At 71.6% G+C, this 16,507-nt stretch carries 18 protein-coding genes; 4 read left to right on the top strand and 14 right to left on the bottom strand.

Annotated features, from left to right (window positions below):
* Nucleotides 1-10: 10 nt before the first annotated feature.
* From groL to OG870_RS28445, 4 genes are all read right to left on the bottom strand, one after another.
* The gene (groL, locus tag OG870_RS28460; protein WP_327691685.1) at nt 11-1,633 is read right to left on the bottom strand and encodes a chaperonin GroEL; all 1,623 of its coding nucleotides are present in this window, start codon (nt 1,631-1,633) and stop codon (nt 11-13) included.
* 118 nt (nt 1,634-1,751) lie between these two features.
* Nucleotides 1,752-2,060 carry a co-chaperone GroES gene (groES, locus tag OG870_RS28455; protein WP_003998759.1) on the bottom strand — a complete coding sequence of 103 codons (309 nt, stop codon included), beginning with the start codon at nt 2,058-2,060 and terminating at the stop codon, nt 1,752-1,754.
* A gap of 368 nt (nt 2,061-2,428) precedes the next feature.
* Complete coding sequence (locus OG870_RS28450) at nt 2,429-3,250, bottom strand: polysaccharide deacetylase family protein (RefSeq protein ID WP_327691684.1); 822 nt, start codon at nt 3,248-3,250, stop codon at nt 2,429-2,431.
* Nucleotides 3,247-4,176: a polysaccharide deacetylase family protein gene (locus OG870_RS28445; protein WP_327691683.1), complete on the bottom strand. Its 930-nt coding sequence runs from the start codon at nt 4,174-4,176 to the stop codon at nt 3,247-3,249. The genes OG870_RS28450 and OG870_RS28445 overlap by 4 nt, the downstream gene beginning before the upstream one ends.
* 90 nt (nt 4,177-4,266) lie before the next feature.
* Here OG870_RS28445 and OG870_RS28440 point away from each other — a divergent pair, with 90 nt between their 5' ends.
* On the top strand, nt 4,267-5,448 hold the full coding sequence (locus OG870_RS28440; protein ID WP_327691682.1) for a class I SAM-dependent methyltransferase: 1,182 nt from the start codon (nt 4,267-4,269) through the stop codon (nt 5,446-5,448).
* Here the strand turns inward: OG870_RS28440 and OG870_RS28435 are convergent.
* The 5 genes from OG870_RS28435 to OG870_RS28415 all read right to left on the bottom strand — a co-directional run bounded on the left by OG870_RS28435 (nt 5,434) and on the right by OG870_RS28415 (nt 10,150).
* Entirely contained in the window at nt 5,434-6,720 is a 1,287-nt protein-coding gene (locus tag OG870_RS28435; RefSeq protein WP_327691681.1) for an RNA polymerase sigma factor, read from the bottom strand. The two genes, OG870_RS28440 and OG870_RS28435, sit on opposite strands and share 15 nt — an antisense overlap.
* Nucleotides 6,721-6,765: 45 nt before the next feature.
* A complete protein-coding gene (locus OG870_RS28430) occupies nt 6,766-7,122 on the bottom strand; it encodes a YciI family protein (protein ID WP_266519772.1) in 357 nt (118 codons plus the stop codon).
* Nucleotides 7,098-7,790 (bottom strand): FG-GAP repeat protein, encoded by a 693-nt coding sequence (locus OG870_RS28425; protein WP_266589418.1) that lies wholly within the window; start codon nt 7,788-7,790, stop codon nt 7,098-7,100. The genes OG870_RS28430 and OG870_RS28425 overlap by 25 nt, the downstream gene beginning before the upstream one ends.
* Nucleotides 7,791-7,824: 34 nt before the next feature.
* Complete coding sequence (locus tag OG870_RS28420) at nt 7,825-8,880, bottom strand: LCP family protein (RefSeq protein WP_266589416.1); 1,056 nt, start codon at nt 8,878-8,880, stop codon at nt 7,825-7,827.
* A 208-nt stretch (nt 8,881-9,088) separates the two neighbouring features.
* Nucleotides 9,089-10,150, bottom strand: a complete 1,062-nt coding sequence (locus tag OG870_RS28415; RefSeq protein ID WP_266519762.1) for a LacI family DNA-binding transcriptional regulator — start codon at nt 10,148-10,150, stop codon at nt 9,089-9,091.
* Nucleotides 10,151-10,293: 143 nt separating this feature from the next.
* Between OG870_RS28415 and OG870_RS28410 the strand changes: the two genes are divergently transcribed.
* Together OG870_RS28410 and OG870_RS28405 are read left to right on the top strand one after the other, a co-directional pair.
* Nucleotides 10,294-12,597 carry a glycoside hydrolase family 3 N-terminal domain-containing protein gene (locus OG870_RS28410; protein ID WP_327691680.1) on the top strand — a complete coding sequence of 768 codons (2,304 nt, stop codon included), beginning with the start codon at nt 10,294-10,296 and terminating at the stop codon, nt 12,595-12,597.
* Between the two features lie 29 nt (nt 12,598-12,626).
* A complete protein-coding gene (locus tag OG870_RS28405) occupies nt 12,627-13,142 on the top strand; it encodes a hypothetical protein (protein WP_327691679.1) in 516 nt (171 codons plus the stop codon).
* Here OG870_RS28405 and OG870_RS28400 read toward each other — a convergent pair.
* The 4 genes from OG870_RS28400 to tsaB are packed head-to-tail and all read right to left on the bottom strand — an operon-like array spanning nt 13,093 to nt 15,635.
* The gene (locus OG870_RS28400) at nt 13,093-13,350 is read right to left on the bottom strand and encodes a hypothetical protein (RefSeq protein WP_266589409.1); all 258 of its coding nucleotides are present in this window, start codon (nt 13,348-13,350) and stop codon (nt 13,093-13,095) included. The two genes, OG870_RS28405 and OG870_RS28400, sit on opposite strands and share 50 nt — an antisense overlap.
* Complete coding sequence (gene tsaD / locus OG870_RS28395; protein ID WP_327691678.1) at nt 13,347-14,444, bottom strand: tRNA (adenosine(37)-N6)-threonylcarbamoyltransferase complex transferase subunit TsaD; 1,098 nt, start codon at nt 14,442-14,444, stop codon at nt 13,347-13,349. Before tsaD ends, OG870_RS28400 begins: the two co-directional genes overlap by 4 nt.
* Nucleotides 14,437-14,982 carry a ribosomal protein S18-alanine N-acetyltransferase gene (gene rimI / locus OG870_RS28390; protein ID WP_405659132.1) on the bottom strand — a complete coding sequence of 182 codons (546 nt, stop codon included), beginning with the start codon at nt 14,980-14,982 and terminating at the stop codon, nt 14,437-14,439. Before rimI ends, tsaD begins: the two co-directional genes overlap by 8 nt.
* Nucleotides 14,979-15,635: a tRNA (adenosine(37)-N6)-threonylcarbamoyltransferase complex dimerization subunit type 1 TsaB gene (gene tsaB / locus OG870_RS28385; protein WP_266519749.1), complete on the bottom strand. Its 657-nt coding sequence runs from the start codon at nt 15,633-15,635 to the stop codon at nt 14,979-14,981. The genes rimI and tsaB overlap by 4 nt, the downstream gene beginning before the upstream one ends.
* A gap of 113 nt (nt 15,636-15,748) precedes the next feature.
* On the opposite strand from tsaB, the gene OG870_RS28380 reads away from it, so the two are divergent.
* The gene (locus OG870_RS28380) at nt 15,749-16,303 is read left to right on the top strand and encodes a hypothetical protein (RefSeq protein WP_266519748.1); all 555 of its coding nucleotides are present in this window, start codon (nt 15,749-15,751) and stop codon (nt 16,301-16,303) included.
* Nucleotides 16,304-16,322: 19 nt separating this feature from the next.
* On the opposite strand, the gene OG870_RS28375 is transcribed toward OG870_RS28380, so the two are convergent.
* The gene (locus OG870_RS28375; RefSeq protein ID WP_266519745.1) at nt 16,323-16,490 is read right to left on the bottom strand and encodes a hypothetical protein; all 168 of its coding nucleotides are present in this window, start codon (nt 16,488-16,490) and stop codon (nt 16,323-16,325) included.
* Nucleotides 16,491-16,507: the final 17 nt, after the last annotated feature.

The raw sequence follows: 16,507 nt of genomic DNA, 5'->3' as shown, positions 1-16,507 counted from the left end.
CTGACGTGCGTCAGTGGGCGTGGCCGTGACCGCCCGCGGCCGCCGGCTCTTCCTCTTCCTTCTTCTCGACGACCAGGGTCTCGGTCGTCAGGAGGAGGGAGGCGATGGAGGCGGCGTTCTCCAGGGCGGAGCGGGTGACCTTGACCGGGTCGATGACGCCGGCCTTGACCAGGTCGCCGTACTCGCCGGTGGCGGCGTTGAAGCCCTGACCCTTCTCCAGCTCGGCGACCTTGGCGGTGATGACGTAGCCCTCAAGGCCGGCGTTCTCGGCGATCCAGCGCAGGGGCTCGACGACCGCGCGGCGCACGACGGCGACACCGGTGGCCTCGTCGCCGGTCTTGCCCAGGCCGCCCTCCAGCACCTTGGCGGCGTGGACGAGCGAGGAGCCACCACCGGAGACGATGCCCTCCTCGACCGCGGCGCGGGTCGCGGAGATGGCGTCCTCCAGACGGTGCTTCTTCTCCTTCAGCTCCACCTCGGTGGCGGCGCCGACCTTGATCACGCACACGCCGCCGGCCAGCTTCGCGAGGCGCTCCTGGAGCTTCTCGCGGTCCCAGTCGGAGTCCGTGTTCTCGATCTCGGCCTTGATCTGGGCGACGCGGCCCACGACGTCCTCGGAGTTGCCGGCGCCGTCGACGACCGTCGTGTCGTCCTTGGTGACGGTGACACGGCGGGCGGAGCCCAGCACGTCAAGACCGACCTGGTCGAGCTTGAGGCCGACCTCCTCGGAGATGACGGTGGCGCCGGTGAGGATCGCCAGGTCCTGCAGCATCGCCTTGCGGCGGTCACCGAAGCCGGGGGCCTTGACCGCGACCGCGTTGAAGGTGCCGCGGATCTTGTTGACGACCAGGGTGGAGAGGGCCTCGCCCTCGACGTCCTCGGCGATGATCAGCAGCGGCTTGGAGGAGTTGGTCTGGATGACCTTCTCCAGCAGCGGCAGCAGGTCGGCGATCGAGGCGATCTTGCCCTGGTTGATCAGGATGTACGGGTCGTCGAGGACGGCCTCCATACGCTCCTGGTCGGTGACGAAGTACGGGGACAGGTAGCCCTTGTCGAAGGCCATGCCCTCGGTGAAGTCCAGCTCCAGACCGAAGGTGTTGGACTCCTCGACGGTGATGACACCGTCCTTGCCGACCTTGTCCATCGCCTCGGCGATGAGCTCGCCGACCTGGCTGTCCTGGGCGGACAGGCCGGCCACGGCGGCGATGTCGGACTTCTCGTCGATCGGGCGGGCCGTCGCGAGGAGTTCCTCGGAGATGGCGGCCACAGCCGCGTCGATGCCCTTCTTCAGGGCGGCCGGGGAGGCACCCGCGGCGACGTTGCGCAGGCCTTCGCGTACGAGCGCCTGGGCGAGCACGGTGGCGGTGGTGGTGCCGTCACCCGCGATGTCGTTGGTCTTGGTCGCCACCTCCTTCACCAGCTGGGCGCCGAGGTTCTCGAACGGGTCCTCGACCTCGACCTCACGGGCGATGGTGACGCCGTCGTTGGTGATGGTGGGCGCGCCGAACTTCTTGTCGATGACGACGTTGCGGCCCTTGGGGCCGATCGTCACCTTGACCGTGTCGGCAAGCTTGTTGACGCCGCGCTCGAGGGCGCGACGGGCGTCCTCGTCGAACTTCAGGATCTTCGCCATGGGAGCGGTTCAGCCCTCTCGGAAAATGTGGGTGAAACGAACTGCGCCCCTGACGCCCGGCTTCATAAGGTCGCGGGGGCCCGGGGCGCAGCTCAAAGCAGATGTGCTTCGAAGTGAATTACTTCTCGATGATCGCGAGCACGTCGCGAGCCGAGAGGACGAGGTACTCCTCGCCGTTGTACTTCACCTCGGTGCCGCCGTACTTGCTGTACAGCACGATGTCGCCGGTCTTGACGTCGAGCGGAAGACGCTCGCCGTTCTCGAAGCGGCCCGGGCCCACGGCCAGGACGACGCCCTCCTGGGGCTTCTCCTTGGCGGTGTCCGGAATGACCAGGCCAGAGGCGGTGGTCTGCTCGGCGTCGAGCGGCTGGACCACAATGCGGTCCTCGAGCGGCTTGATGGCAACCTTGGAGCTGGTGGTCGTCACGATCCGACCTCCCCCTTCGGAGATCTCACGGGGTTAACTGTCTGAGGTGGCGACCAGGTGGATCCGTCGTCGCGGGTGCCGGACCTGCCCGTCGCGTAGTTGGCACTCTCCAGTGGGGAGTGCCAGACCCGAGACTATGACTGCGATTAGCACTCGGTCAAGCGGAGTGCCAATGCCGTGCGGCGCGTCGGCGGAAATTTGCGGGTGAACGCCGGGATCTGCAGCGCCCTGGGTCTGTGTGAGCGTCCTGGGGGCTGCCGCCCCCAGACCCCAGCTTCGGCCGGAACGGTCTGGTCCTCAAACGCCGGACGGGCCGAAATGGGCTGAACCCTCGTCTTCAGACACCCGGCGAGCTGAAATACCCGGGCTCAGACGTAGTCCTCCAGGCGGCCCACCGTCAGGCCCGCTCGCTGTACCCGGCGCAGCAGGCGCGCTGTCCGCTCCCGCAGTTTCGGGCCCGAGTGGTCGTCCGGGTCCACGGCCACGATGTCGCCGGGGCGCAGGCCGTGGCCGCCGCGGAGGTAGGCCAGGTCGCCGCCTCCCGTCATCGAGGCGCGCCACAGGACCAGTGCCGAGATGCCGCAGTCGGCGGCTGCCCGCCGTGTGGTCGGATCGTAGGCGCCGTAGGGAGGGCGGAACAGCCGGGGCCGGATGCCGAAGCGGGAGCGGAGTCTGTCCTGCTGGCCGCAGATCTGGGCGCGCTGGCCGGCGTAGGGCAGGCCGCGCAGGGTGGGACGGCCGAGGGTGTGGTTCTGGATGCTCGCGCCGACCGACTGGAGGCGGGCGAAGTGGCCGTATCCCGGCCCGGCGACGCTGTCCGTGAGGAACATGCTGACGGGCAGGCGCAGTTCACGGACCATGTCGACGAACCGTGGGTCCTTGTCGGCCCCGTCGTCATAGGTCAGGAAGACGACCTTGTCGCGGGTCCGGATGCGGGAGACGACGGGGGGCAGGCCCCGGCCTTCGGTTTCGGTACCCGCCCTCCACGCACGGGACGGCTTCGGGGCGGGGAGCAGTGGACCGGTCAGGCCCCAGCGGCGGTACGGCCGTTCGGCCGCGCCGCCCGGTCCGTGCGCCCGTACCCGCTGGGCCGCCTTCGCGCCCAGCCGTTCGATCGGGTCGACGGACTGGGCGCAGCCGGTGAGCAGGCCGAGCGCCAGCGCACCGGCCGCCAGGGCCCGCAGCCTCACAGGTAGTCCTCCAGGCGGGCCACCGCGTATCCCTCGGCCGTGACCCTCCGCAGGAACCGGCGCATGTCGTCGACCATCGTGCCCTTCCACTCGTGGCGGCCGCGGAAGTGGGTGAGGACGATGTCGCCGGGGTGCAGGTCCTGGTCGTCCTCGCGGTACGCCCAGTGGTCGACGAAGACCTCCTCGTCCCAGATCGGCGCGTACTTGATTCCGCAGGACTTCGCGGCCCGCAGGGTGTCCCGGTTGTAGTTGCCGTAGGGCGGCCTGAAGACCGTCGGGGCCCTGCCGAACTGCTTCTTCATGATCTTCTGCATGCCGCAGATCTCGAGCCACTGCTCCTCGTACGACAGTCCCGGCAGGTAGGGGTGCGTGAGGGTGTGGTTGTTGAGGGTGACGCCCTCGGACTGCATCGTGCGGAAGTAGGGGTAGTCGTCCTTCACCAGGAAGTTGCTGAGGAAGGCGCTGTACGGGATCTTCAGCTCGCTCATCATCCGGAGGAACGCCCGGTCCTTCTCGGCGCCGTCGTCGATGGTGAGGAAGACGACCTTCTGTTTCGTGGGGACGGTGGTGAAGACCGGCGGGAGGTTCAACTCCTCCTGGTCGTCCACCTCGAAGCCCTGGCGGGCCGTGATCCTCGGCTTCCGCGCGGGCGGCGGCGGAGCCGTCAGCGGAACCTGCTCCAGGCCCCAGCGCCTGGCCGCGGCGGCCCGGGCGGCGTACGCCGCGTGCAGCTTCGCGGCGTAGGAGCCGAGGGCGCGGGCGGGGGGTGCCTGCAGCGGCTGCTGTCCGGAGGCCGGGCGCACCCGGGAACCGCCGTCCGGAGCGCAGCCCGAGGCGATGGCCGCGAGGGCGAGCACGGCGATTGCGCCGCGGATCCGACTCACCCCGTAAGCGCGATTCTTGTCATTTTGTACGACTGCTCGCATGACGCGGGATCCTCGCAGGCCACCCCCCGGATCCCGGCCCGACACCGCGGCCGGAGGCACACCGTCCACCGACTGGCCCACAATGAGCCGGTGAACGACCTCGCTGAGCTCCTCACCCCCGAAGGCCGCGCCCTCCTCGACGAGGTCCGTGGCACGGCCCCGGCCGATGAGCTCGCCGTCGCCACCCGGCTGCGCCGCGAGCACCCCGCCGAGCTGGTGTCGGCGGCGATCGGACAGGCCCGGCTGCGGCAACGGGCGGCGGCCAAGTTCGCCGCCGGGGACGCGGCGCGGATGTTCTTCACGCCGAACGGGGTGGAGCAGTCGACGCGGGCGAGTGTCGCCGCGTATCGCGCCGAGCGGCTGAAGAAGCTGGGCGTCACCTCCGTCGCCGACCTGTGCTGCGGGATCGGCGGGGACGCCATCGCGCTCGCGCGGGCCGGGATCCGGGTGCTGGCCGTGGACCGGGACCCGGTGACGGCGGCCGTGGCGCGGGCGAACGCCGACGTGCTGGGGCTGGGCGAGCTGATCGAGGTGCGGGAGGCGGACGTCACGGAGGTGGACACGGCCGGGTACGACGCCGTGTTCGTCGATCCGGCCCGGCGGGGCGGGCGCGGCCGGATTTTCGACCCTGAGGCCTACTCGCCGCCCCTGTCCTGGGCGGTGGAAGCCGCCCGCGCGGCGCCCCACGCCGCCCTGAAGGTCGCGCCCGGTATTCCGCACGAGGCCGTGCCCGCCGACGCCGAGGCCGAGTGGATCTCGGACGGCGGCGACGTCAAGGAGGCCGTGCTGTGGTTCGGGACGCGGCCGGGCCTGGTCCGCGCCACCCTGTTGCCCGGTCCGCGCACACTGCTCGGGAGGGGCCTGCCCGATCCCCAGGTCCGGCCCGTCGGGCGGTACTTGTACGAGCCCGACGGCGCCGTCATCCGTGCCCACCTCGTCGCCGAGGTCGCCGCGGACCTGGCGGGTGGGCTGATCGACCCCACCATCGCCTACATCACCGCGGACGGGTACCACGTGACCCCGTATGCGACGGCGTACGAGATCACTGATCAACTCCCCTTCGGCGTGAAGAAGTTGAAGGCCCTTTTGCGCGAGCGCGAGGTCGGCGTCCTGACCGTGAAGAAACGCGGGTCGGCGGTCGAGCCGGAGGAACTGCGCCGGAAGGTTCTCCCCAAGCCACAGGGCCCCCACTCGGCGACCGTGTTCCTGACCCGGGTCGCGGGTGCACCGACCATGCTGATCGGTGCACCCGTCCAGCTAGGCGCCGAGTGACCGGAGTTTCCCGCGCAGCAGCTCCCGCTCGCGTTCGTTGCGGGCGAGTTCCGCGGCCCGTGCGAATTCCTCGCGGGCCTCGGCCGTGCGGCCGAGCCTGGCCAGCAGATCCCCGCGCACGCTGGGCAGCAGGTGGTAGTCGTGCAGGGCGGGTTCGGTGGCGACGGCGTCGACGACGGCGAGCCCCTCGGCCGGCCCCCGCGCCATCGACACGGCGACCGCGCGGTTGAGTTCGACGACCGGGGACGGGGCGCGGACGGCGAGCAGGCCGTACAGGGTCGCGATGCTCGCCCAGTCGGTCTCCTCGTACGTGTACGCGTGCGCGTGGCAGGCGGCGATGGCGGCCTGGAGGGCGTACGGGCCCGGGGCGCCCGTGGAGGTGGCGTCGGCGCGGTGCAGGGCGGTGATGCCGCGGGCGATGAGCATGCGGTTCCAGCGGCTGCGGTTCTGGTCCTTGAGGAGGACGGGGGCGCCGTCCGGGCCGGTGCGGGAGGCGGTGCGGGAGGCCTGGAACTCCAGGAGGGAGGCCAGGGCGTGCACTTCGGGCTCCTTGGGCATCAGCCCGGACAGCACGCGGGCCAGCCGCAACGCGTCCTCGCAGAGCGCGGGGCGCAGCCAGTCGTCGCCCGCCGTCGCCGCGTATCCCTCGTTGAAGATCAGGTAGATGACGTCGAGTACGGAGCCGAGCCGGGCCTCGCGTTCGGGGCCGTACGGCACCTCGAAGGCGACGTTCCTGGCGGCGAGGGTGCGCTTGGCGCGGACGATGCGCTGGGCGACGGTCGCCTCCGGGGTGAGGAAGGCACGGGCGATCTCCGGTGTCGTCAGGCCGCCGAGCAGACGCAGCGTGAGGGCGATGCGGGCTTCGGCGGACAGGACCGGGTGGCACGCGGTGAAGACGAGCCGCAGCAGGTCGTCGTCGATGTCGTCGGCGTCGGCGGGTTCCTCGGGCGGGGCGACGGTCTCCTGGGTGCGGCCGATCTCCGCCAGCTTGCGGGCGTAGTTCTCCCGGCGCCGGATCAGGTCGACGGCGCGGTGCCGGGCGGTGGCCATGAGCCAGGCGCCCGGGTTGTCGGGCACACCGTCCCGCGGCCACTGCTCCAGGGCGGCCACCAGCGCGTCCTGGGCGAGTTCCTCGGCGATGCCGACGTCGCGGACGACCCGGGCGACGGCGGCGATGATGCGCGGGGACTCGATGCGGTAGACGGTCTCGATGGCATGGGCGGCGTCCTGGCCGGACGCGGCGGCGGGGGTGGCGGTGGGCTGCTGTTCCACAACCCACCATGCAACACCCCCGGGCCGCTCCGCGCCCAGGATTACTCAGCCCTCGGCGATCTCCCGCACCTCGCAGGTCACCGTCCAGTAGTCCTCGTGGACCTTCACGAACCGCTTGGTCCACTCCAGGGCCTCGTCCATGTCCTTGCACTGGGTGATGGCGTAACCGCCGATGACCTCCTTGGACTCCGTGAACGGCCCGTCCGTGACACTGAGCTTCCCGCCCTCCCAGCGCACGAGCTTGCCCTGGTCCTGCGGGGTCAGCCCGGCGGTGTCGAGCATGACGCCGGCCTTGGTGACCTCCTCGATCAGCTCGCCCATGCGCTGCATCAGCTCGGGGCTGGGGCCCTCCGCGGGCAGGGTCGACTCGTCGATCTTCACGATGGACATGTAGCGGGGCATGGTGACTCCTCGGTCGGTCGGGGCCGGCTTCTTTCCGGCCTCTCACCAGTGCGTCGATCGAGGAGGGACGGGATCGACAGGCGCGCCGGAATTCCCCGAAGATTTTTCTGGAGCGCCGGCCAGCCGAGCTCGGACCCGAACGCGGCGCCCGCGTACGGCGCCCCGACCGCCTTCGGTCCAAAGACCAGCGCCGCGTCCGTCACGATGCCCGTGGGCCGGCCGCGCAGCTCCCAGACCGCCCCGTTCCCGTCCTCCCCGACCGCCGCTGCGGCCAGGTCCGCGTAGCCGTTGCCGTTGATGTCGAGGAGTTCGACCGCCGAGCCGAAGGCGTCGTGTGCTTCGGCCGCGCCGGGGACACCGGCCGTGTCCTGGGTGAAGGACTGGGCGCCCTCGCCCGTGAGGCCCGCCCTGCTGCCGCGCAGGATGTCGACGGCGCCCGCGTCGTCATCTTGGCCGAGTTCCCTGCCGGGGAGGCCGACGGCGAGGTCGTCGATGCCGTCGCCGGTGATGTCGGCGGCGGAGAGCGACTCGCCGAAGCGGTCGGCGGTGTCGTGGGTGCCGGGTACGCCCGGGGTGTCCTCGGTGTACGTCTTCCAGGTGGCGCGTGCGCCGACGCCCGACGCCGAGCCGCGGGCCACCGTTACCGCCGAGTCCTGGGCGGCGCCCACGGCGATGTCATGAGCGGGCCCGGGAGCCGGGGGCTCAGCGCAGCGACTTCCAGAGCCTGCTCGCCGCCGGTTCCTTCGCCACCACCCGGTTGTGGTCCGAGGGAGCCGTCACCACCGGCATCATCACCGTCTTCACGTCGTCCGCCGACAGGCCCTTCAGGCTCCGGCCCAGCTCCACGAGTTCGCTCAGCGAGTCCAGGCCCGTGTCGGTGGTCAGGCTGCTGGTGACCGCTTCGGCCACCGTGTACAGCCGGCCGGGGTCGGTGAACAGGTTCGTCGAGGAGATCTGCTCCAGCAGGGCCGTCACCAGCTTCTGCTGCAGGCCTATGCGGCCGAGGTCACTGCCGTCGCCTATGCCGTGCCGGGTGCGGGCGAGGGCCAGGGCCTGCTTGCCGTCGAGCAGGCGCGTGCCCGCCTTGAGCTGCAGATGGCTGTCGTGGTCGTCGATGTCCTGGTCGATCGTCACGGTGACGCCGCCCAGCGCGTTCACCAGCTTCGCGAAGCCCGAGAAGTCGATCTCGACGTAGTGGTCCATGCGCACGTGCGTGATCGACTCGACCGTCTTGACCGCACACACCGCGCCGCCCACCGAATAGGCGCTGTTGAACATCGAGTTGTACGCCACCGCCGTCGACCCACCGGACGTCAGCGGACAGGACGGACGCGTGACGAGGGTGTCGCGCGGAATGCTGACGACGGTGGCCTTCGTACGGCCCGCGCCGATGTGGACCACCATGGCCGTGTCGGAACGGGCGCCGGAACTGCTGCCCCCGCCGAGCGCCTTGTTCTCCTTGCCGCTGCGCGAGTCCGAGCCCAGGACCAGGATGTTCAGGGCGCCGGCCGGAAGCGGGGAGGCCTCGGTGGAGGCGTCGGCGGACGGCGTCGGCACCGCCTTCGGGGGGCGGTCGTCGCCGAGTGCGTTGTCGATGTCGACGCTCTTGATGTTGTTGTCGAGGTGCCAGTACGCCCAGCCCGCCGTACCCGCGCCCAGCACCAGCAGGCCCGCCAGGGTGAGGCCGGCGATCTTCAGCGTGGTCGAGCGCCGGCCCCTTGGTCTGCCCGCGTCACCGTTCTCGTCGTGTCCCGTCACGGGCAGGAACGTAAGTCCGAATTATTAGGGGATTGTTAGTGACGACAGCGCGAGACGGTTTTCCTCGGAAAATCTCACGCTTCCCCGGGCATCTGAGGGATCTCATTGCGGAAGCGTCCGAATGTTTCGGTCGTGCAACCGACTGACTTCGGAGGAGTGTCGTGGCGCCCGCACCGCCCGTCGACACGTCACTTTCCGGCCACGCACGTCACGCGGGCGGCGGGGCGGTACTGCTGCGCACCACCAGGCTGGTCGCCAGCTCCACCCGTGTCGCCACCGGCGCCTGGTCCTCCCGCCCCAGGTCGAGGACCAGCTTGGCGGCCGCCTCGGCCATCTCCGTCAGCGGCTGCCGTACGGAGGTCAGGGGCGGCCCCACCCAGCGCGCGACCGGCAGATCGTCGAAGCCGACCACGCTCAGGTCCTCGGGGATGCGCAGGCCCAGTTCGCGCGCGGCCTCGTACAGGCCGAGCGCCTGCAGGTCGTTGAGGGCGAAGACGGCGGTGGGCCGGTCCGGGCGGCGCAGCAGCTCCAGGCCCTGCCGGTAGCCGGCCTCGTGATGGAAGTCGCCGGTGGCGATCAGCGCCGGGTCGACCGGGAGGCCCGCGGTCTCCAGGGCGGCCCGGTAGCCGTCGACGCGGGCGCGGCTGCACATCATGCGGGACGGTCCCGTTATGGCGCCGATGCGGGTGTGTCCGAGTTCGACGAGGTGCCGGGTGGCGGCGAGCCCGCCCTGCCAGTTGGTCGCGCCGATCGACGGGACGTCGACGCCGGGGTCGCCGGCCGGGTCCATCACCACGAACGGGATGGAGCGGCTGGTCAGCAGCGCACGCTGGGACTCGTCGAGACCGGACAGGACCAGGATCACGCCGTGCGGACGGCGGGCGGCGACCTGGTCGGCCCAGGTGCGGCCCGGCGTCAGCCGCCCCGCGCTCTCGCTCAGCACCACGCTCAGCCCGGCGTCCCGGGCCACGTTCTCCACGCCCCGGATGACCTCCATCGCCCACGCGCTCTCCAGCTCGTGGAAGACCAGGTCGATGAGCGGTGAACGGCTGGCCTCGGCCCGTCGGCGCCGGTAGCCGTAGGCGCGCAGCAGGTCCTCCACGCGGCTTCGTGTGGCCGGCGCCACATCGGCACGTCCGTTGAGGACCTTCGAAACAGTCGGCGCGGACACGCCGGCCTCGCGGGCGATCTCGGCGAGCGTCGCGGTCCGCGTCGAGCGGCCTGTCGTCGGGGGTGCCGTCCGGGTTTCCACGGGCTCGGGGGGTGTCATGACGGCGATCGTATCCCTGCACGACCTCTTGACGAACCCTTCCGACCGCCCTAGGTTCCCGGAACATTCGACGTGTATAACGAAACATTCGTGACCAGTGTTCGTGAGAGGGTCCCATCCCACTCGACAAGAGCAGGAGTTTCATGACCACCGCGCCCTGGCGTGACCCCGCCCTGCCGGCCGCCGCCCGCGTCGACGACCTGCTCTCCCGGATGACCCTTCAGGAGAAGACCGCCCAGCTGTACGGCGTGTGGGTGGGCGCCGCCACGGACGGCGACGGCGTCGCCCCCCTGCAGAGCGAGATGACCGCCGACTACGACTGGGACGAGCTGATCACCCACGGCCTGGGCCAGCTCACCCGCTCCTACGGCACCTCGCCCGTGGACCCGGCGCTGGGCGCGCAGGCACTGGCCCGCGCCCAGCGCCGCATCACGGCGGCGGGCCGCTTCGGCATCCCGGCCGTCGCCCACGAGGAGTGCCTGGCCGGCTTCACGGCCTGGGGCGCCACCGCCTACCCCGTCCCGCTGGCCTGGGGCGCCACCTTCGATCCGCCCCTCGTCGAGGAGATGGCCCGCAGCATCGGCGAGGACCTGCGCTCGGCCGGCGTGCACCAGGGCCTGGCCCCGGTCCTGGACGTCGTACGGGATCCGCGCTGGGGCCGGGTCGAGGAGACGATCGGTGAGGACCCGTACCTGGTGGGCACGATCGGGACGGCCTATGTGCGCGGCCTGGAGTCCGCCGGGATCGTCGCCACGCTCAAGCACTTCGCCGGGTACGCGTCCTCGGCGGGCGCCCGCAACCTCGCCCCCGTCCGGGCCGGTGTCCGCGAGTTCGCGGACGTGACGCTCCCGCCCTTCGAGATGGCGCTGCGCGAGGGCCGCCCCCGCTCGGTCATGGCCGCCTACAACGACACGGACGGCATCCCGGCGTCGGCCGACCCGGCCCTGCTGACCGAACTCCTGCGGGAGCAGTGGGGATTCACCGGCACGGTGGTCGCCGACTACTTCGGCATCGGCTTCCTCCAGACGCTGCACCGGGTGGCGGGCTCACCCGCCGAGGCGGCGCACGCGGCGCTGTCGGCCGGCATCGACGTGGAGCTGCCGACGCTCAAGTGCTACGGGAAGCCACTGCTGGAGGCGGTGGCGGCGGGAGCGGTCCCGGAGTCGCTCGTCGACCGCGCGGCCCGCCGCGTCCTGCTCCAGAAGTGCGAACTGGGCCTCCTCGACGAGGGCTGGGACCCCGAGCCCACCGGCACGATCGACCTCGACTCGGCCGCGAACCGGGCCCTGGCCCGCCGCCTTGCCGAGGAGTCGGTGGTCCTGCTGGACAACCCGGACGGGGTCCTCCCGCTCCCGCCCGACACCCGTGTCGCGGTGGTCGGACCGCGGGCGGCCGACGCCCTGGCGATGCTCGGCTGCTACTCCTTCCCGTCCCACGTCCTGGCGCACCACCCCGACGTGCCGATGGGCGTGGAGATCCCGACCGTCCTGGAGGCGCTGCGGGCCGAACTCCCGGACGCGAAGGTGACGTTCGCGCAGGGCTGCGACACCTCGGACCCGGATCCGTCGGGCTTCGAGGAGGCGGTGGCGCGCACCGCCGAGGCGGACGTGTGCGTGGCGGTCCTGGGCGACCGGGCGGGCCTGTTCGGACGGGGCACGTCGGGCGAGGGCTGCGATGTGACGGACCTTCGGCTCCCGGGCGTGCAGGGCGAGTTGCTCGACCGTCTGGTGGAAACGGGCGTCCCGGTGGTCCTCGTCCTGCTCACCGGCCGCCCGTACGCGCTGGGCCGCTGGCAGGGCCGGCTGGCCGCGGTGGTGCAGGCGTTCTTCCCGGGGGAGGAGGGCGGCCCGGCAGTGGCGGGAGTCCTGTCGGGCCGCGTGAACCCCTCGGGCCGGCTGCCGGTGAGCGTCCCTCAGCTGCCGGGAGGCCAGCCGTGGACGTACCTCCAGCCCCCGCTGGGCCTCGCGGGCGAGGTCAGCAATCTCGACCCGACGCCGCTGTACCCCTTCGGGCACGGGCGCTCCTACACGACCTTCGCGTGGGACTCGGACGCGACGGCGGCACAGATCGGCACGGACGGCTCGTACGACATGACGGTGAACGTCCGCAACACCGGTGACCGCGAAGGCGCCGAGGTCGTCCAGCTGTACCTGCACGACCCGGTGGCCTCGGTGACCCGCCCCGACGTCCGCCTGATCGGCTACCGGCGCGTGGAGCTGGCCCCGGGTGAGACAGCCCGCGTGACCTTCCACTTCGACGCCGACCTCTCGGCGTTCACCGATCGGACTGGTCGGCGGGTCGTCGAACCGGGCATCCTGGAGCTGCGGTTGGCGGCATCGAGTTCGGACGTACGGCACACGGCACGGCTGACCCTCACGGGCCCGCTGCGGGTGCCGGGTCCGGAGCGGACGCTGCGCTGCGAGACGGAGGTGTCGGGACCGGCCTGACCTCCGCGCCGCGACACGGGGAGGCTGGGATGGACAGATACGTCCACCATGAACTGCGTTCCGTCTACAGCGCGTTGGTCGCTCTGGCGGTCTGCGTGCCGGTGACGACGGGCGTCCGCGGGGCGCCGCTGACGGCCGGCGGCCTCGGCATGTTCGTCACCTGCGGGCTCGCCTTCACGGTGGTGTCCACCCTGCTCCACGCGAGCCGCGTCAAGTGGTTCGGCGAAGTACGCGACTTCGAGAAGGCGGTCCCGCTGGACCAGGCCCCTCCCGCCGTCTCCCTGCGCACCCACCCGCTCAACACCTGGCTCCTCGCGGTGATGCTGGTCCCCACCCTGGCCCTCGCCATCGCCTGGGAACCCTGGGTCGCCCTGCTCCCCCTGTGGGCGGCCCTCCCCTGGCTGGGCCAGGCCTGGCTGGCGGCCGACTGGGAGCGCAGGAACGGCAAGGTGCTGTGGCGGGGGCACGATCAGGACGCGCCGTGGAAGCTGTCGGTCACCCCTCGGCCACTGCCTCGAACCGCCACCGGTGCACTGCCCGAGTGACCAACTCGCCGCCGGGCTCGGGCAGTTCGGGCAACTCGGCGTCGAGCTCCGCGTCCCACCACGTGATGACGAGCACCCGGTCCTGCGGACCGCGGAAGGTCTCCCGGCGCAGGGGCCGGACCGACAGCTCCCGCGCCCGCGCCCAGGCGAGCAGTTCCTCGCCCCGGCCCTCGGCCGCCCGCGCCTCCCACATCAGCGCGACCGTCACGAGTAGAGGTTCTCCTTGCTGACCTCGTGCACATGGTCGTGATCGTGCGTGTGCCCGGGGACATGCGGCTCGGTCACCGGCAGCGACGAGTCCGCCGACAGATCCCAGCTCGACGCGGCCCGGCCCCGGGCCACCATCTCCGCGCCGAGCGCCGCCACCATCGCGCCGTTGTCCGTGCACAGCTTCGGCCGCGGCACCCTGAGCCGGATCCCGGCCGCCTCGCACCGCTCCAGGGCCAGCGCCCGCAGCCGCGAGTTGGCGGCCACCCCGCCGCCGATCATCAGGTGGTCGACGCCCTCGTCCTTGCATGCCCGTACGGCCTTCCGGGTCAGCACGTCGACGACCGCCTCCTGGAAGGAGGCCGACACGTCACGCACCGGCACCTCCTCCCCCGCCGCCCGCTTCGCCTCGATCCAGCGGGCCACGGCCGTCTTCAGGCCGGAGAAGGAGAAGTCGTACGCCGCGTCGCGCGGGCCGGTCAGACCGCGCGGGAACGCGATCGCCCGGGGGTCGCCCTCGCGCGCGTACCGGTCGATGACCGGGCCGCCGGGGAAGCCGAGGTCGAGCACGCGCGCGATCTTGTCGAAGGCCTCGCCGGCCGCGTCGTCGATGGTCGCGCCGAGCGGCCGTACATCCGAGGTGATGTCGGTGGAGAGCAGCAGGGAGCTGTGCCCGCCGGACACCAGCAGAGCCATCGTGGGCTCGGGCAGCGCCCCGTGCTCCAGCTGGTCCACGCAGATGTGGGAGGCGAGGTGGTTGACGCCGTACAACGGCTTGCCCAGCGCGTACGCGTACGCCTTCGCCGCCGACACGCCGACCAGCAGGGCGCCGGCCAGTCCGGGGCCTGCGGTGACCGCGATGCCGTCCAGGTCGCGCGCGCTCACCCCCGCCTCCTTCAGCGCACGGTCGATCGTCGGCACCATCGCCTCCAGGTGCGCCCGGGAGGCGACCTCGGGCACGACGCCGCCGAAGCGGGCGTGCTCGTCGACGCTGGACGCGATGGCGTCGGCCAGCAGGGTGGTGCCGCTGACGATGCCTACGCCGGTCTCGTCGCAGGAGGTCTCGATTCCCAGGACCAGGGGTCCGTCAGCCATGGATCTCGGTTTCTTGTTCGGAGGTGGGACCCGCGGCGGAGCCGCTGTCGGGTCCTGTGGTCAGTCGCATCACCAGGGCGTCCACGTTGCCCGGCTGGTAGTAGCCGCGCCGGAAACCGATGGCCTCGAAGCCGAAGCGCTCGTAGAGCTTCTGGGCGCGGATGTTGTCGACCCGGCACTCCAGCATCACGTGGCCGCACTCGAAGGAGGTGGCGGCCCGCAGCAGTTCGGTCAGCAGCTGCCCGCCCAGGCCCGTGCCCCAGTGGTCGCGGGCGACGGCGATGGTCTGGATGTCGGCGAGGCCTCCTGAGGCGGCCAGCCCCGCGTATCCGACCAGCCGCCCCGCACCGTCCTCGGCACCGTCCTCGGCGACGACGTAGCGACGCGTCGCCTCCGGCCCGCGCGCATGGGCCAGTTCGGACCAGAACATGCCCCGGGACCAGGTGTCCTCGGGGAAGAGGTTCTTCTCCAGTTCGAGCACGGGATCGATGTCCCACCAGCGCATCTCGCGCAGTCGAGAGGTCACGGATTCGGTCACTTGGGGGTGACCACCTTGTAGTTCTTGGGGACCTGGGCGTCCGGGCGGCGCAGGTACAGCGGCCGGGGCGCGGGAAGTTCCTCGCCCTTGTCCAGCCGCTCGGCGGCCAGAGACGCGAGCGCCGCGGCCGACACATGCTCCGGCTCGTGCACGTTCGGGAAGGTGTCCGGGTACAGGAGCGCGCCCGCGCCGACGGCGGGCAGTCCGGCCACCTGGTCGGCGATGTCCGCGGGCCGGTCCACGGCCGGTTCGGTCGTGCGCGTGCGCGCGTCCGCGTACCGCGCCCAGTAGACCTCCTTGCGGCGGGCGTCGGTCGCCACCACGAAGGGGCCTTTCCCGATGTCGGACGCGTACGCCAGACCGTCGAGCGTGCACACGCCGTGCACGGGGACACCGAGCGCGAGCCCGAAGGTGTCCGCGGTCATCAGTCCGACGCGCAGCCCTGTGTAGGGCCCGGGTCCGATGCCCACGACGATGCCGGTGACGGCGTCGAGCCTGAGGCCGGCCTCGGCGAGCACCCGGTCTACGGCCGGCAGCAGCAGCTCTCCGTGCCGGCGCGCGTCCACCTGGCTCGACGAGGCGATGACGTCCGTGCCGTCGTGCAGGGCGACGGTCACGGCGGGGGTTGCGGTATCCAGAGCGAGCAAGAGCACGCAAACAGCGTACGGCTCCTGCGCCGCGAGCATGGCCGCCCCGGTCGGGCACGTACGGGCTGCTACGGTCGCCGCAAGTACGAGGTACGACGCGATGGGTCAGGTGGGAGACGGTGCCAAGCAGCAGCTCCGGATTCGTGTTCGGGCTCACCGCGGCCGCCCTGGCGGCGGTCGGCTTCCTCGGTTACCAGGCCTCCGCGACCGTCCCGGCCGGCCTCGACACGCCGCACGCGAGCGCCGCACCGGCGACGGTCGTCTCGAAGGCACCCCGCGGCAGAGCGGACCCCGGCGTTCCGCCCACCGGGTCCGGTGTGGGGGAACGGGTCGTCTACTCGGTGACCGCCGACCGTGTCTGGCTGGTCGGCTCGCGCAACGAGGTCACGCGCAGCTTCACGGTCACCCCGGGCGACGTCGACCCGGCCCCCGGCGTCTACCGGGTCACCTCCCGCTCGAACTCCGTCGTCGGCACCGACGGCACCCCGATCGAGCACGTCGTGCGCTTCACCGCCGTGGACGGGGTGACCGTCGGCTTCAGCGCGGCGGTCGACGACACACCGGAGCAGGCCGACCCGGGCGTGCGCACGGGCGGCATCCGCGAGTCCCGCGAGAACGGCGACGCGATGTGGGAGTTCGCGACGATCGGCGCGCAGATCGCCGTGATCCCCTAGCCCGGCGGCCTTCGCTTGGCTATGCGGCTTCTCTGTGCCGGGCCGGCGGTGCGGACACCTCGGGGTCCGGCAGCCGCGGCGGGGTCGAGATCGCGTTCGCCGCGGCGCACGACGCCAGCAGATCACGCATGGACACTCCGGCGACGACCGCGTACGGCTGCTGCTCGTTGCTCTCGGTGGCCGGCATGGACGCCTCCTGAGGAC

The sequence above is a fragment of the Streptomyces sp. NBC_00461 genome, from assembly GCF_036013935.1.
Taxonomy (GTDB): domain Bacteria; phylum Actinomycetota; class Actinomycetes; order Streptomycetales; family Streptomycetaceae; genus Streptomyces.
The sequence above is the reverse complement of the archived record's forward strand: the minus strand, read 5'-3'. Positions and strand labels throughout refer to the sequence as shown.

Excerpts from the sequence above, each read along its gene's own strand:
- OG870_RS28430 (WP_266519772.1), bottom strand. The coding sequence starts at position 7,122 with ATGCCCCGCTACATGTCCATCGTGAAGATCGACGAGTCGACCCTGCCC.
- OG870_RS28405 (WP_327691679.1), top strand. The coding sequence starts at position 12,627 with ATGGACAGATACGTCCACCATGAACTGCGTTCCGTCTACAGCGCGTTG.
- OG870_RS28375 (WP_266519745.1), bottom strand. The coding sequence starts at position 16,490 with ATGCCGGCCACCGAGAGCAACGAGCAGCAGCCGTACGCGGTCGTCGCC.
- OG870_RS28410 (WP_327691680.1), top strand. The coding sequence starts at position 10,294 with ATGACCACCGCGCCCTGGCGTGACCCCGCCCTGCCGGCCGCCGCCCGC.
- tsaD (WP_327691678.1), bottom strand. The coding sequence starts at position 14,444 with ATGGCTGACGGACCCCTGGTCCTGGGAATCGAGACCTCCTGCGACGAG.
- OG870_RS28415 (WP_266519762.1), bottom strand. The coding sequence starts at position 10,150 with ATGACACCCCCCGAGCCCGTGGAAACCCGGACGGCACCCCCGACGACA.
- groL (WP_327691685.1), bottom strand. The coding sequence starts at position 1,633 with ATGGCGAAGATCCTGAAGTTCGACGAGGACGCCCGTCGCGCCCTCGAG.
- OG870_RS28445 (WP_327691683.1), bottom strand. The coding sequence starts at position 4,176 with ATGCGAGCAGTCGTACAAAATGACAAGAATCGCGCTTACGGGGTGAGT.